We start from the raw sequence: 13906 nt of genomic DNA, 5'->3' as shown, positions 1-13906 counted from the left end.
GAGATGTTTGCAGCTCCAAAAGAGTTGATAGCAATGAAAGCATATTCTACAGACTTGCGCCAAAAAATCATCGACGTGTACGAAGACAAACCCATCTCCCAACGCCAACTCGCTAAACGGTTTAGCGTGGCAACCAGTTTCATTATCAAACTGCTTAAACAATACCGAGAAACGGGCAGCATTGAGCCAAAACCCCATGGAGGAGGTAAGCCTGCTCAACTGACGCTTGAGCATCATCAAATGATTGCCGAGTTAGTTGAGGCTACCAATGACGCCACGCTTGCCCAGTTATCTGAGCAATTCGAGGCGAAAGTAGGAATGCGAGTGAGTCGTTCAACGATGGGACGAGCGGTGCAACGCTTAAAGCTCACCGTCAAAAAAACCCTTTCGAGCGACTGAACGAGACCGAGAGCAGGTGTAGAGCGACAAATTCTATGTCCAGTTCGACACATTAATTGTCAAAAACATAAATTGCCTAGAATCCTTATTTATCAGTTCTTTCAGCTTTAGGCAGCCTCAAAAGCATGAGTGGCAGGGAACGACAAATTCTATGTCCTTTCTTGAGCTTTGCGACATAATCTTTGTCAATTCTTTAATGCTCTGATATAGTATATGTGCACTATATGAAGCCGCCCATGTCTGTGCATCCAACAGAGTTAGAAATCCCATTGGATGATGACGATTTGCTCATGACGCACGAAAGTTATGAGGAGCTTATAGAGGAACCATTGGATGAGCTTTCAGGTGAGAAGGACTCAAGATTACCTGTAGAAGATAAACCGGTTGAATTCCTCGATCAGAGATTTGTAGAGGATGAAGAACTCAGGCTCTCTGGTGAACAACGACTCAAGCTAGAAATCATTCGCAGCTTACGGGAACCTTGCGATCGCTTGGCTTACGGCAAGAAGCTACGAGAAGCCGCTAAAAAGCTGGGCAAGTCTGAACGAACAGTTAGACGCTTGATCAAAGACTGGGAAAATGCCGGTCTAGCCGTATTAGAACCTCAGTCCAGAGCTGACAAGGGTCAGCCGCGTAAGAGTGCCTACTGGTATAACTTCAGCGTCAAAATTTATAAAGCTGGTAATCGGGGTGGCGATCGCATGACCCGTACCCAGGCGGCTGAAGCGGTCAAAGTGCAGGCGTATGAGTTAGCCAAGAAAGAACTGAAGCCCGAAATTACCGCACTAGAGGCGCAAGGTTTAGAAGGTGAAGTGCTCGATCAATCCGTTGGCAAGCTGATCGCCACCAGGGAGAAAGGAGAGGGCTTTCGGTACTGGGAGAAGTATGGTAAACCGCCCAGTACAAGGACTGTAGAACGCTGGTTGAAGCCGATTGAAGAAAGAAGGCATCAAGCGAAAAGCAGCCGTAGTCCAGGTTGGCATGGCTCAGAACTGGTGCTGAATACGCGAGACGGTCAGCAAATTGTAGTGAAGTCAAGTAATCAGGTTTGGCAGACGGATCATACGAAAGCTGATATTCTGCTCGTTGATGAAGATGGCGAGGAAATTGGTCGTCCCTACCTCACTACCGTGATCGATTGTTACTCTCGCTGCATTGTGGGCATTCGCTTAGGTCTGGCGGCACCTAGTTCTCAGGTTGTTGCTTTAGCGCTACGTAATGGGATTTTGCCCAAGCGGTATGGTCCTGAATATGAACTGCGCTGCAAGTGGCATTGTTACGGCGTGCCCAAGTATCTGTTCACGGATGGTGGCAAGGACTTTCGCTCTAAGCACTTAGTGGAATGGATTGCTGATCAGTTGGACTTTGAGCCCATTTTACGGCAGAAGCCTTCGGACGGTGGCATTGTCGAGCGCCCTTTCAGAACCCTGAGTGGTCTTCTATCACAGATACCGGGGTATACCGGATCGAATGTGCAAGACCGCCCGGAGGGCGCAGAAGCCAAAGCTTGTATCTCACTTCTAGAGTTAGAAAGACTCATTGTTGGCTACATTGTCGATCACTACAACCAGAAGCCAGATGCTCGCAGTCAGGCAAATCCCTTGACGCCGACGCAGAGCCGAATGCAGCGCTGGGAAAAAGGACTACGAACAACGCCAACCCTGCTACAAGAAAGAGAGCTAGATATCTGTCTCATGAAAGCAACCGAGCGGGTTGTCTATGACAACGGCTATCTGAACTTTGCGAACTTGCGCTACAAGGGCGAAAATCTGGGCGCGTTTGCCGGACAATCCATACTGCTACGCTATGACCCTAGAGATATCACGATGGTGTTGGTTTACAGTCGGCAGAATAACTTGGAGAAATTCTTGGCTCGTGCCTATGCCGTGGGTTTAGAAGCCGAGCGACTGTCTTTAGAAGAGGTCAAACACGCTCGGAAAAAGGCCGAAAAAAGTGGCAAGGGCATTAATAATATTTCGATCTTGGAAGAGGTCATTCGCCGCCGCAATTTCTTGAAGCAGAAGACTAAAAAGAGTAAGGCAGAGCGACGGAAAGCAGAGCAGGAAAGGGTTGAACCTAAACCGCAACGGCTTGAGGAAGAGAAGGTCGAACGGGTAGAACGGCTTTCGACCCAGCTTGAGGTTGAGACAGAAGTCATTGAAAGAGTGGATTTGCGATCGCTGCGAGAGGAGTTGGGGCTGTAGACATGACCACTGAAACCGTGCAACAAGAAATCGAACGCCTCAGAAACCCGGATATCCTTCAGCTAGAGCAGGTTAAACGGTTCAGCACCTGGTTAGACGATCGCCGGAAACTTGGTCAGCCCGGTCGAGCGGTCGGTAATACTGGGCTTGGGAAAACATCCGCTGCTATGTTTTACACCTTTCGCAATCTAGCCAGCAATCAACCGCATCAAAGCCCGACGGTGCCTGTGCTCTATCTTGAGATCCGAGGCGGTGCCTGTAGCCCCACCCTTCTCTTTGAACTTATTCTTAAGGCTCTAAAGCACAAGGCAACTGGCGGGAATGAAAATCAACTCCGAAAACGAGCTTGGGACAAGTTGAAGCAGTGCAAGGTGGAAGTGCTGATTATTGATGAGTCCCATCGTCTTCAGTTCAAGTCTCTTCCCGATGTCACGGACTTGCACAAGGAATTGGGTATTCTGCTCATTTTGATTGGCACGAGTAGTCGTTTGGACACATTGCTGAGTAAGGATGAGCAGGTAGCCAGCCGCTTTGCTTGCTACTTCAATTTTGAAGAACTCGCAGGCAGTAACTTCAGAAAGACCGTCAATATTTGGGAGCAGGAGATTCTGAGACTACCAGAACCTTCAAATATGGCGATGAATGACGACATCATTACCTTGTTGCAGGAAAAGACGAGCGGGCAGTTAAGGTTGCTGGATCAAATTCTGAGGAATGCTGCCATCAAAGCATTGGAGTCAGATGTGAAGAAGATTGATAAAGCGCTCCTGGACAGTATTGAAGGAGATTATTCATTGGTTGCGTCTTAATATGGAACTCTATGCTTTTGAACCCTGGATTAATGTTGTCGTACCATACTCAGGCGAAAGCATGAGTCATTTTTTAGGGCGCTTTGAACGATCGAACCAGTGGACGAGCTACCAGATTGGCCGGGTAACTGGCATGGGAGGCGTGATTTCCCGTTGGAAGCAGCTTTACCTGAACCCCTTTCCTAGTCAGGAAGAGCTAGAGGCTTTGGCAAAGGTTGTAGAGCTAAGTGTCGAAGATTTGCGATCGCTCCTACCTTGCAGGGAAGCGACAATGAAGCCGCGACCCATTCGTCTTTGTGCCGCCTGTTATGTCGAAGAGCCATCGCACAGAATTGAGTGGCAGTTTAAGTCAGTTACTGCCTGCGATCGCCATCGACTCCGCCTCCTTGAGAAGTGCCCAAAGTGCAGAAAGCCCTTGGCGATTCCTTCTCTTTGGGAAGATGGAGCCTGCTCTCACTGTTTTACACCGTTTGCTGAGATGGTGAAGCACCAAGGGGCAGCAAAAAGTAAATTCTCAGCGCACTGATTCATCTCTTTAGAAGAGCGAAGCCTTAATTCATCTCAATCACACATTAGATGTCGTTATCCCCAAATTTAACAAAATAGGTGTCGTGATTTGACACTCTTGTTAAAATCTGCGGATAAACGCTTTAATAAATTACCTGTCGCTTTTTTGAAGCCTTCTAATCGGGGTAGGTGACGATGTCCTGCCAAGACCAGGGTCGCTCGGTCAGTCCTGCTTGTTGAGCTGCCGTTGTCTTAAATCGGCTATGCTGCCAGATCCAATTGAAATAGCTCACAACTAATCGCGTAGTCACTTTCGTTTGCTCCCACAGTTTGCCGAACTTGTTTTGCCTGCGGTGCCATCGAGCAGTTTGTTGTCGGACGATGCCGTTGGTTCGCTCTAAGCGCTGCGTTTTGTCTTTGCCAACATAGTGCAGAATTTCAGGTGGAAGGACTCGTTCATAGCCTCCCCAGTCATCACTGTTCCACTGTTTGCAATCCGTTTTTCCCTGTGTACTAATTACCAATTCCTCAATCAGTTCGTCGGTATGCTTGCCCACTCGTGCCCCTAAAATCAGCCCACTGGAGTCCGCTAAACTCGGACCTATCCAGCAGTCTCCCACTTCTAATTCATTGGAAAGACATTGCTTCTGTTTTTTTGCACGAAAGACCACATCTCATCCGCACTCACCTCTGCGGTTGCCACTTGCTTAACCTGGTCGTTATTAGTTAGCTGAGCCTTGGCACTTGATGAGCGAACCATACTGACCACGGTGTTGTATGCCAAGCCTGTAATTTGGCTAATCCCTCGTAAGCTGCTTCCCTCACTATGAGCTTGTAGCACCTGCTGAACTTGTTCGGGACTCACTCGTCGCCAGTAGTACTAGCGTGTCAAAGCTCTCACAGAAGGTTTGCTGGCAGTACGGGCAGAAATAGCGTTGATGTCCATTGGGCAGCTTGCCATGCTTATGACACTTAGGATGACCACAAAGTCGGCATTCCATAGCTTCTGAATTGATCACTATTTTACCAAGCCCACAATCCTTTAACGCACAATCAGAAATACCTCACTGGCTGGGTTGGGGGTTGCGGATTTCTTCAATATCCACCTTAATTGAAAGCAAGATATTTTCTAGGCAAACAGTTTCCTCTAAAGGCAATCTTCCTTGTAGGAAGTATGCTAAAGCAACTATTTGCTTTTTTCGATATAAGTCGAGCTTCCCAACTTGTCCATTAAACTGGTCATAATTAATAGTTGTATTCATTAGAAGATAGGCTATTTCACCAATTCCCGCACCTTTTTCAATTAAAAAGTCTGTAATGCTGCTTCCTTTTCTAAGAACTTCTAAGCGTTCATTCACATAAACAGTAACGGTGTTCAGGAGCTTAGATGTACTGATGTTCCTGGATTCATTACCGTCAATTTGGTTAAGTGCTTGAACCAACTCTAATAGGTTGTGTATCTCCTTTGGAGGAAGTCTTTTCCACAGATTACGTAAATACCCATCAATACTTTCAGTTAGATTTTGAGTGATTGAAATCGGAAGAATTGGAGATTGCCGTTGGGTTAACTTAAACTCGGGGTTGGGGTTGGTACTATTAGTGGAGGAACTACTGAATCCGGTGTCAGTGGAACTGTTAAATCTGGGGGTGATGTCGGTGCCGGGGGACCTATTGGATTCAGTGTTGGCGTTGGAGATGGAGTCAGAATCGGGGCGGGGGTTAGGGGACTCTTCAATTGAGTAGCTAGCCAAAGAATCACCAAAACTATCACTATCAAGAGAATTACTACAAGAATTATGATGCGACTCGTTGAGCGTGATGCTGGTGCTGTCGATAGAATCGGAGTTTTTTTTTGGAAATCAGCTTCTAGTTCTTCTTGTTGTGGTGAGGGTTCTTCAACAGGTTTAGGGGCTGGAGGTGCCGCCCAAACATTGCCCCTGTAAAAAATGCGTCGTTCAGTATTGCCCCTTCTAAGTTCAGCAACCACCACAACAGGCTCTTCACTGCTTGATAATAAGGCTTGACTAATCTGATGAGCCAAAAAATGTAACTGCTCATCAGCGTCAACTGTTACTGGGGTTGACCAAATCGAATCAAAAGAATCAGTTTGACTAAAATGAGAAGCTGACAGAACTTTATCTAAATTTTTACTAGCGTCAATATATAGCTGTTCTATTTGCTGTGCATCAGCTTTGAAGCTATCTAATCCGTCAAAAGCTATAGCATTGCGAATAGTAGTAACGAAAGCGATCTCCTTGTCCCACAAACTGAGTAATGCAGAAGCCGCAAGTTGCCTTAGAGTAAATTCTACTTCTGTCGATGAGGCATCTCCAACCCACAAGACAACTTCTGAGATACGTCGTCCCATACGTTGCGAACGAGCTTCTGATGCGTCTAAACCTATAACTTCTAAAAGGATTTTACCTTCATATCTAGCTAGAATTAGAGACGGTTTCGTCTCATTAATAAGTGAGTTAACGGTTACCTGTTGACCATCACTCCTATGGATGATACGTTGCTTCAAGACAAATGGTTCTTCCATCGGTTGGTCAGGTTTGGTGATGTTACGCCAATGAATGCCGACATCACCAAGCGGAGAACTTCGCACGTAAATTTCTACCTGGCTTTGATTCATATAGAACTCGCATTATCATCTAGGAACTGATAGCCATCTTGCTCTGCCCTGTAGAATTGCAAAACCTCGCTCCTGCTTACAATCAACAGCAAATTTTGAGATAGCTGTATTAAAAGCTTGGATTTGGGCTTCTGTTGCATCAGCTTTCCCTTGAACGGCAAACTTTTGAGTTTCCGTATCTTTAAAGCTTGACTCTGTTTTCGCAAAATCACTTTTAGCCCCATAGTGCGGAGTATAAACATCTTCAAAAATATCAGCGATCCATCTAAAGGGAGTCCAAAGCTGATTACGCTCGTTCACTTTTTGTTCTGCTAAAATAAGTCTTTGTTTGGCACTGTTAAGTTGATCTGATTTAACGCCTGATTCTTTTTCAAGCTTCTGGAGATCTTCTTTAGCCCTTTCCAGCTCAAGCTGGCGACTCTCATTAAAAATATTTAGCAGAAACCGCAGTATGTAGCGTAGCAGCTGATCACCATCCTTAGGGGCGTAGGGAGCATCTAATGGCACCTTATTGTAATAGAAGCGAGTGTAACCATCGATAGTCTCAGCATGAGAGAAAGCGATGTGACCAATTGTTTGTATAGGTGTTACTACTACTGCTAACTTGTGATATTGCTCGTCTTCCTTGAAAAAATCCAATAACTCTCGGTAGCCAATTTTGACATGATCTAGTAAATCATTGGCATCCTTATCTGTTTTCATGTATGTTTCACATTTCAAAGGTGCCAAAATAACCAGTCTTGGTCTTGTTAAATTTGCATAAGTGTCCTTTAACAACTTTGTGATGCGGGCTGGATCATTTTTAGATTCATGCCACAAACCTATTTCTGTACTTTTAACTCTACCTATCTTCTTCTCCATCAAGGCAGTTACATCAATGGGAATGACAACTGCATCACACTGATTTAATTGTTGTCTGATATACTCCTTCTGCTCGGCAGTGGCAGTTGGTTTAAAGTACTCACCAGAGGGATCAGTAAAACGAACCCTCATAAACTTTTTGCCACCACTGCCTACTTCAAATACAAACCCCTGATCTTCCCAAGGATTAAGTTTAGGCGAGGTTGGATCAACTAGATTTTGCAGCCGATAATCCATGTGACGAAGTAGACGCTTACACTCTTCAATCGCATCTAGAGTTTGAGTGTCAGTAGTCCAAGTTGTTAATCCTGCACTCTCAAAGGTTTTATTAAACTCTTCATGCATGGCAGCTAACAAACTGGTTTTGCCAATACCTCTTGGCGCAACCATAATGATATTTAGCTCTTGTAAATCATCCATAATTGCAGAATTTCGGCTAAAAGATAGGTTTTGGCACTTTACTAAATTTTTGAATGCAAAGTCAGAACTTAAAATCATCTCAGGAACTGAATAGTCTCTACTCGGTTGGCTCCTTCTAACCGATTGACACTATTTAGCCAGTCCTGTTGGCGTTGCTGTTCTTTCTCAAGATTGCCAATCTCTTCAGTCCAGACCTTAGATCTTACTCGTCTGAGAAACTTCTTCCAGTCTTTCTGAGCTTCTTTGTGATAAATGATGTTGTCAATGAATTTCTCGATACGTGCATAAGCAGCGATACTGGGTTGATACAGTAGCTCTTCTAAAGCTGCCTTAATCCTAGAAACAGTGCGATCGTAATCAATTTGTAGAGCATTGAAAATCAGCTCTGCTGTAGTATGTTGTCCAACTTTCAGAGTTACATCTTTAGCCCCTTCATCTTCCAGTTGGATATTACTTAGATCAACTAAGTGCTGATAGATTTGTGGTTCAATTAAACCATCGTATGAAAGCTCAAAACTATCAATAATTCGTAGACCTTGCTGAAGCCGTTTAAGATCCGGATGTTCTCTTTCAATCATTTCTCTAAACGTTTTGAGAAACTCAGCACCTTCTGAAGAATTGGCTAGTAAACCTAATCGACCGATGTTGATTAAAATGTCTGCTACTTGCCTCTTTGCCTGCTCAGTTGATTCCTTTAAACCTTCATCTAGACAGCTAAAGTGATCTGACAGTAAGGTTCTCAACTGATCCCGGTAATCAGCATAAGCTTTCATAGGGTTACTAGCTTTAATCTGCTCTTGAATTTCGGACTCTGAATTATTTGCAGTTAAAATTCCAGCATCCTCTTTACAAATTCTATATATAGTCTCAACACTAGTCTCAAGACTTGGAGATGATTGCTGAGACTGTTTGGCGAATTCAAACCTCAATTCTTGAAAAGCAATCGTAATCTCTCGCCACCATCCGTCTTGATCTGTCCCAAACAAATCATCATATTGATCATCAATAACTCTAGCTAAATCGCCATCGGCTCCCCACAATATTTCTTTAGCTGCCTGGGTAATGAGATCAATATCCTTCTGAATTTTTATGAGTCGCTCCTGGCTCTGGCGAGCATATTCCTCGTCAATTTTTAGGATATGCTCTGCCAAATAGTTAAGTACACTATCAAAAATCTTGTTGGCATCTTCAGGGTTTGAGCAGTCAGCAACTTCACAGCCGACTACTTGCATCTGTAAGGTGTCTTTGAGAGCTTCACAAGCTCTGAAGTTTCCAGTTCTTTGGCTATGGTTAATAACCATAAACGCTCTACCTTCAAGATTGTTCAACTCTTGGGCAGCAATGTCATATAGATCCGTATCGACCTTTCGCCATTGGTAGCGTTGCGGATCTGGACGTGTAATAAAAATCACGACATCTACCGCTTTGCCTAAAGTCTCTAGCATGATTGTTTCATCGCCCAATTTAGAATCACCTAAACCGGGGATATCTACTAGAGCAATCTTGCCGACATCAGAATTCTTAAAAGGGCAGAAAATATTAACTTCGCGTACAGCCAAATGATTAAACGATAGCAAATCTCCTTGAGTGTTACGTTCCTGCCTTACATATTCAACAACATTCTCTACAGGGATTGACCGTTCTTGGGGTTCTGTTCCAGCAGCGAATAAATGTCGATAATTTTCTAGGTTCTGGTGGTAATCATTCCGTAAATGTTTATAGGCTGCTTCATCAGTAGCTCCTACAGGCATTTGATCAGGTAGAACCAAGCGTGCAAATTCATCTAAAGTGGAGGGTTCGGGCTGAAGGCAGAGTGACTTATAGTATGGTCGTATGACCTCTTCTAAGAACGTTTTCTCTGAATGAAAAACTACTTTGACTTCAATCGAACCTTCTCGGTTGGTAACCACACTGCGTACAGCCGTACAGGCTGCTCCTTCGTAAGCAGGAATTTCCTGGTCAGTGAGACCGCTTAAGCTCTTAAGTAAGGTACTCTTACCTTGTCCCATTAAACCCATGACACCGATATTCAAAGTGTCTCTGGAAAAGCGGTTCCTGAGTTTAGACAAAATGAACAGTTCTGCACGAATCCGATCTTGGATATCACCAAAATCGATCGCCTCTAGGTGCGCCAAAAGCTTTGGATTTGTATTCTCCTTCAGTAATGTCTCTCGCCGCGACTCTAAATTGTATAACGCTGACGCTCGAGCCTGAAGCTCTCGCTCAACTGTTGCCATTTTGTCGGGGAGATAGCGCGATCGACGCTCAATAATGCTTGCAACCCGTTCTGCTCTGGAAGACATATTAGTTTGCTTCGTAATGTTTGCGATCAAAAGAGTGGCGCAGCTAGAGCCTTTGAGGTTGAGACTTGTTCTGTAGAAATCTAGTACGAGAGCGACCTCTTTAAAGTACCCACCCTTATCGCTAGAGTAACTAGCAAGCGTTAGTTCTACTATGAGTTCACGACAAGCCGATTATGGCGCTGACAAATCTGCTGCTGTTATCTTAATGAAATCTTTAATGTCCTTAATATTTAGGTCAACAGCCAAATAGCCAATACCTCGATGCAAGTGCAGGCGAAATTGTTCTGCCACAGTGTCTTTGCCCATTTCTACATGGTCGTTATGGCACCGCTGCTTAAGAGCCACAATGAGCAAATCTCCACTCGCCCCTCCAAATACTTGCCACGTCATTTCCACATTGCTATCGGTAGGTATTGCCACAGGCGACGGCGGGGTGGTTTCTGCTAAAGAGCGGCAGAACGCCCAGCGGCAGAGGATGTTCCACTGGTCAATTTTGGTGATGCGCTTGAGCTTAATTAACGTCAGTTCGGCTTAAGCAAAAGCAGGCAAAGCGGCATCAATGAGCAGAGAGGGCTTCTTGGGTTGGTGGCAGTAAGCAATCAATCCACAGACCAAATTGACTAAGCAGTTGATGGGCGAACGATGACGCGAATGCTCAATCTGAGAAATGTTCTTCAACTGGTCAATCACTGATTCAACAATGGCTCGTCGCCGTAGGAGCAGCTTATCTGCAAAGGTCATCAAGCGGTTTTTCATGTTCCGTTTGAGCTTGGTAATCAGTTAAATCCCCCAGTCCTGCCATAGCTGAAGGGCCAGTTTCTGGGAGACATAACCCCGGTCAGCAAACACCCGGCCAAAAAGCTGTTGCAGCAATTGAGGAACAGGTTGTCGGTCATCTACATTGCCCGGAGTGAGGATGGCGTTGAGCAACTCCCCTTGCTCATTCACTACCAGATGCAACTTAAACCCGAAGAACCAGTCCACCGACGTTTTGCCTCTAGCCGCTAGGGGCTTGAACACTTTGTGGGAGGAGATGCGACGGTTATGGCAGACCTTGATACTGGTCGAATCCATAAAGCTGATGCCAGTACAGTTGCCAAAGCAGTGGCGTAAGTAGGCACATAGCGGTATCAGAGTGGATGGCATCCATAAGGGCAAAGCGTTGGTAGCTGACTAATCGAGGGAAGGCTTGGCTCCAATAGCGACAGACCAACTGGGTATAGAACCACTTGAAGTTGCGATACGCCGATTGATGGAAGGCGATCAGGATCGTCATCATCTCGCTTAAACTGAGACGGCGGGCGCGAACACGACGCTGTAATCTTTCACCCAACAGGCGTTGCTGCCAGTGCGGTTCAAACCAGCGGCAAAAATCATCGATATGGCAAAATAGGGCTTCTAACCTAAGCATAGGGTGGTCAGATGTGTTGAGAATTAGGTACTTTCAACTGTATCTGCTCCACCCCTCCTTATCCCGAACTCACGTTAATTAGCTGATCCTTAGCAGCTTGGGAAATACGGACTCGCTCGACGGGAGGTTCCATAGACTTTACCAAAAGTATCCAGATTCTACTTGGGTTTGATGTTGGGCGCGATCGTACTTAAGCAAGTACTCACGAGTGATCGCACCTGTCTCCCGCAATCGTTTGACCTCTGCCTTGCCAATCTCGGTGTCGGTGGAGAGCATTGCCGAGTAAAACTGCCTTTGGCAGCTTCCAGGGATCTACTTTGGGAATTCTAGAGCAGCTACTTTGAGCAATGATTAAAGCAGAGGGTTGCACAGTCTCAGTTGCGAGGGTAGTAAGGAGAAATTAGAGAAAAGATTGTCGCCGCGATCGCAAGTGTTTTCATTTCAAAGCTCTGAATGGCTAATCAAAAAATTCCCCATTACAGAGCTTCGCTAACAAGGCACTTAACGATTTCCACCGAAGAAACGGGCTGTCATTATAGCCTTTTCCTATTGAATGAGGTACGATTCTAGTAATGTTTAGTAGCCTAAATGAATCGGTAGTGATGAAAGCGTATTCTACAGACTTGCGCCAAAAAATCATTGACGTTTACAAAGACGAACCCATCTCTCAACGCCAACTAGCCAAGCGATTTAGCGTGGCAACCAGTTTCATTATCAAACTGCTTAAACAATACCGAGAAACGGGCAGCATTGAGCCAAAACCTCATGGAGGAGGTAAGCCCGCTCAACTGACGCTTGAGCATCATCAAGTGCTTGCCGAATTAGTCGAGGCTACCAATGATGCCACGCTTGCCCAGTTATCTGAGCAATTCGAGGCGAAAGTAGGAATGCGAGTAAGTCGTTCAACGATGGGACGAGCGGTGCAACGCTTAAAGCTCACCGTCAAAAAAAACCTTTCGAGCAACTGAACGAGACCAGGAGCAGGTGCAGCAGGCACGGGTTGAGTTTTGGCAAATGATTACTCAAGTCGAAGCCAAAGACCTAGTATTCATCGACGAAGCCGGAGTAAATCTAGCAATGGCAAGGCTCTATGCCAGAGCCCTTCAAGGACACCGCGCTTACAGTCATCGTCCACAGAACCGAGGAAAAAACCAAACCATCATTGGAGCGCTCACCCTTGATGGCATCATTGCGGCACTGACCTTTGAAGGGGGAACGGACGGACGGGCGTTTCAAACTTTTGTCCAACAGGTGTTAGTGCCAAACTTGTGGAAGGGAGCCTGTGTCGTTATGGATAACTTTAGTTCTCACAAAGTCGATGGCATTGCCCAAGCGATTGAAGCAGTGGGTGCAAAATTAGTCTATTTACCCTCCTACTCACCCGACTTTAATCCCATTGAGCAGTTTTGGTCAAAAGTCAAAGCAATCCTCCGCGCGATTGCTCCACGAACCAAACAAGCGTTAGACGAGGCGATGACTCAAGCGTTTGCTCAAGTGTCGCTTAAAGATATTCGTCATTGGTTTACTCATTGTTGCTACTGTACCTCACTCGACTGAGAACCGCTATAGTACGGGGGTAATCACTTCCGCACCGCTCAGTTGCACTCGCGCATCTTCTGGATACCTAATTGCCTTGAGTCGGTCATCGGTGATGGCATAGAAGGCACTACCCATTCACCCTCCTTCTATCGGTTCATACAAATCCTGAGCGAGCTGATTCAAAGCTGACCTTGCCTGCTCAATCACTGAGTCGGGAAAGCCCTCCAGAAAAGTAATGATGCTGCCATCGGCCTCAACTACGAACGTAATCTCCTCTACCTCAACTTCCCAGGGATACCCTAGACCTCGGACTCGGTATTCCTGTCGAATCTCATCCAGATTCAAATGACAGGCAGTGAGCGGATAAGCAATCAATCCCTTTGGCGTTCCTCGTGTTCCCAATTCAGTGACCCGAAAAGAGACCGGAGCGTCTAAAACTACTGTGGGAGAACGGAGTACTTCACCTTGCTGGGCTTGTCTGAGCCGCAACCCCAACTCCGTCATCTCTTTGGCGACCCACCGCTGGGAGCGATAGATGCGTTCAAAGTAGGGAGACAGGTCAAATGGCAGGTCAGCCGTTTCTACTCGTTCCTGAATCAATTGAGTAGTCGTTTGCAGGGCTTGCGACAATAGGTTGCCTTGAAGATAGTCGGCTTCAGTATCCTGCGCCAGTTCCCGCATGACCTGCTTGACCAGTTCAGTCAGCGCCAGTTGCAGCACCAAGTTGCTGTCATTGCTGGCATCGGCACTTTCAGCCAGAATACGCACGACCCGTTGCAGGATGAATTCGCGATCAGAGACGGCTTGCATCATAGGAT

The 13906-nt window shown here is 45.8% G+C and carries 12 protein-coding genes and 2 pseudogenes; 5 read left to right on the top strand and 9 right to left on the bottom strand.

What is annotated here, in order from left to right:
* Positions 1-33 precede the first annotated feature (33 nt).
* From JOY44_RS21235 to JOY44_RS21220, 4 genes are all read left to right on the top strand, one after another.
* On the top strand, positions 34-399 hold the full coding sequence (locus tag JOY44_RS21235) for a helix-turn-helix domain-containing protein (protein ID WP_171575503.1): 366 nt from the start codon (positions 34-36) through the stop codon (positions 397-399).
* Between the two features lie 236 nt (positions 400-635).
* Complete coding sequence (locus tag JOY44_RS21230; protein WP_203032081.1) at positions 636-2603, top strand: Mu transposase C-terminal domain-containing protein; 1968 nt, start codon at positions 636-638, stop codon at positions 2601-2603.
* A gap of 2 nt (positions 2604-2605) precedes the next feature.
* Complete coding sequence (locus tag JOY44_RS21225; RefSeq protein ID WP_171575501.1) at positions 2606-3412, top strand: TniB family NTP-binding protein; 807 nt, start codon at positions 2606-2608, stop codon at positions 3410-3412.
* A gap of 1 nt (position 3413) precedes the next feature.
* Positions 3414-3938 (top strand): TniQ family protein, encoded by a 525-nt coding sequence (locus JOY44_RS21220; protein ID WP_171575500.1) that lies wholly within the window; start codon positions 3414-3416, stop codon positions 3936-3938.
* Positions 3939-4095: 157 nt separating this feature from the next.
* On the opposite strand, the pseudogene JOY44_RS21215 reads toward JOY44_RS21220, so the two are convergent.
* From JOY44_RS21215 to JOY44_RS21180, 8 genes and pseudogenes are all read right to left on the bottom strand, one after another.
* Positions 4096-4920 (bottom strand): annotated as a pseudogene (locus tag JOY44_RS21215) (IS1 family transposase).
* A 63-nt stretch (positions 4921-4983) separates the two neighbouring features.
* Positions 4984-5361 carry a hypothetical protein gene (locus JOY44_RS21210; protein ID WP_171575499.1) on the bottom strand — a complete coding sequence of 126 codons (378 nt, stop codon included), beginning with the start codon at positions 5359-5361 and terminating at the stop codon, positions 4984-4986.
* A 122-nt stretch (positions 5362-5483) separates the two neighbouring features.
* Entirely contained in the window at positions 5484-6461 is a 978-nt protein-coding gene (locus tag JOY44_RS21205) for a hypothetical protein (protein WP_207211201.1), read from the bottom strand.
* Between the two features lie 108 nt (positions 6462-6569).
* Positions 6570-7913: a TRAFAC clade GTPase domain-containing protein gene (locus JOY44_RS21200; protein WP_203032080.1), complete on the bottom strand. Its 1344-nt coding sequence runs from the start codon at positions 7911-7913 to the stop codon at positions 6570-6572.
* Positions 7910-10138: a hypothetical protein gene (locus JOY44_RS21195; RefSeq protein ID WP_171575496.1), complete on the bottom strand. Its 2229-nt coding sequence runs from the start codon at positions 10136-10138 to the stop codon at positions 7910-7912. Before JOY44_RS21195 ends, JOY44_RS21200 begins: the two co-directional genes overlap by 4 nt.
* Before the next feature lie 171 nt (positions 10139-10309).
* Positions 10310-10615 (bottom strand): DNA sulfur modification protein DndE, encoded by a 306-nt coding sequence (gene dndE, locus JOY44_RS21190; protein ID WP_245404957.1) that lies wholly within the window; start codon positions 10613-10615, stop codon positions 10310-10312.
* Between the two features lie 54 nt (positions 10616-10669).
* Positions 10670-11549, bottom strand: a pseudogene (locus JOY44_RS21185) (IS982 family transposase).
* A gap of 138 nt (positions 11550-11687) precedes the next feature.
* Complete coding sequence (locus tag JOY44_RS21180) at positions 11688-11825, bottom strand: hypothetical protein (RefSeq protein ID WP_197985634.1); 138 nt, start codon at positions 11823-11825, stop codon at positions 11688-11690.
* Between the two features lie 326 nt (positions 11826-12151).
* Between JOY44_RS21180 and JOY44_RS21175 the strand changes: the two genes are divergently transcribed.
* A protein-coding gene (locus JOY44_RS21175; RefSeq protein ID WP_197985745.1) for an IS630 family transposase occupies positions 12152-13106 on the top strand; the annotation gives its coding sequence in 2 pieces (ribosomal slippage) (positions 12152-12486 and positions 12485-13106; 957 coding nt in all).
* Positions 13107-13223: 117 nt separating this feature from the next.
* Here the strand turns inward: JOY44_RS21175 and JOY44_RS21170 are convergent.
* Positions 13224-13901 carry a hypothetical protein gene (locus tag JOY44_RS21170; RefSeq protein ID WP_171575495.1) on the bottom strand — a complete coding sequence of 226 codons (678 nt, stop codon included), beginning with the start codon at positions 13899-13901 and terminating at the stop codon, positions 13224-13226.
* Positions 13902-13906 lie beyond the last annotated feature (5 nt).

The organism is Leptolyngbya sp. Cla-17 (genome assembly GCF_016807185.1).
GTDB lineage: Bacteria > Cyanobacteriota > Cyanobacteriia > Leptolyngbyales > Leptolyngbyaceae > ULC077BIN1.
The sequence above is the reverse complement of the archived record's forward strand: the minus strand, read 5'-3'. Positions and strand labels throughout refer to the sequence as shown.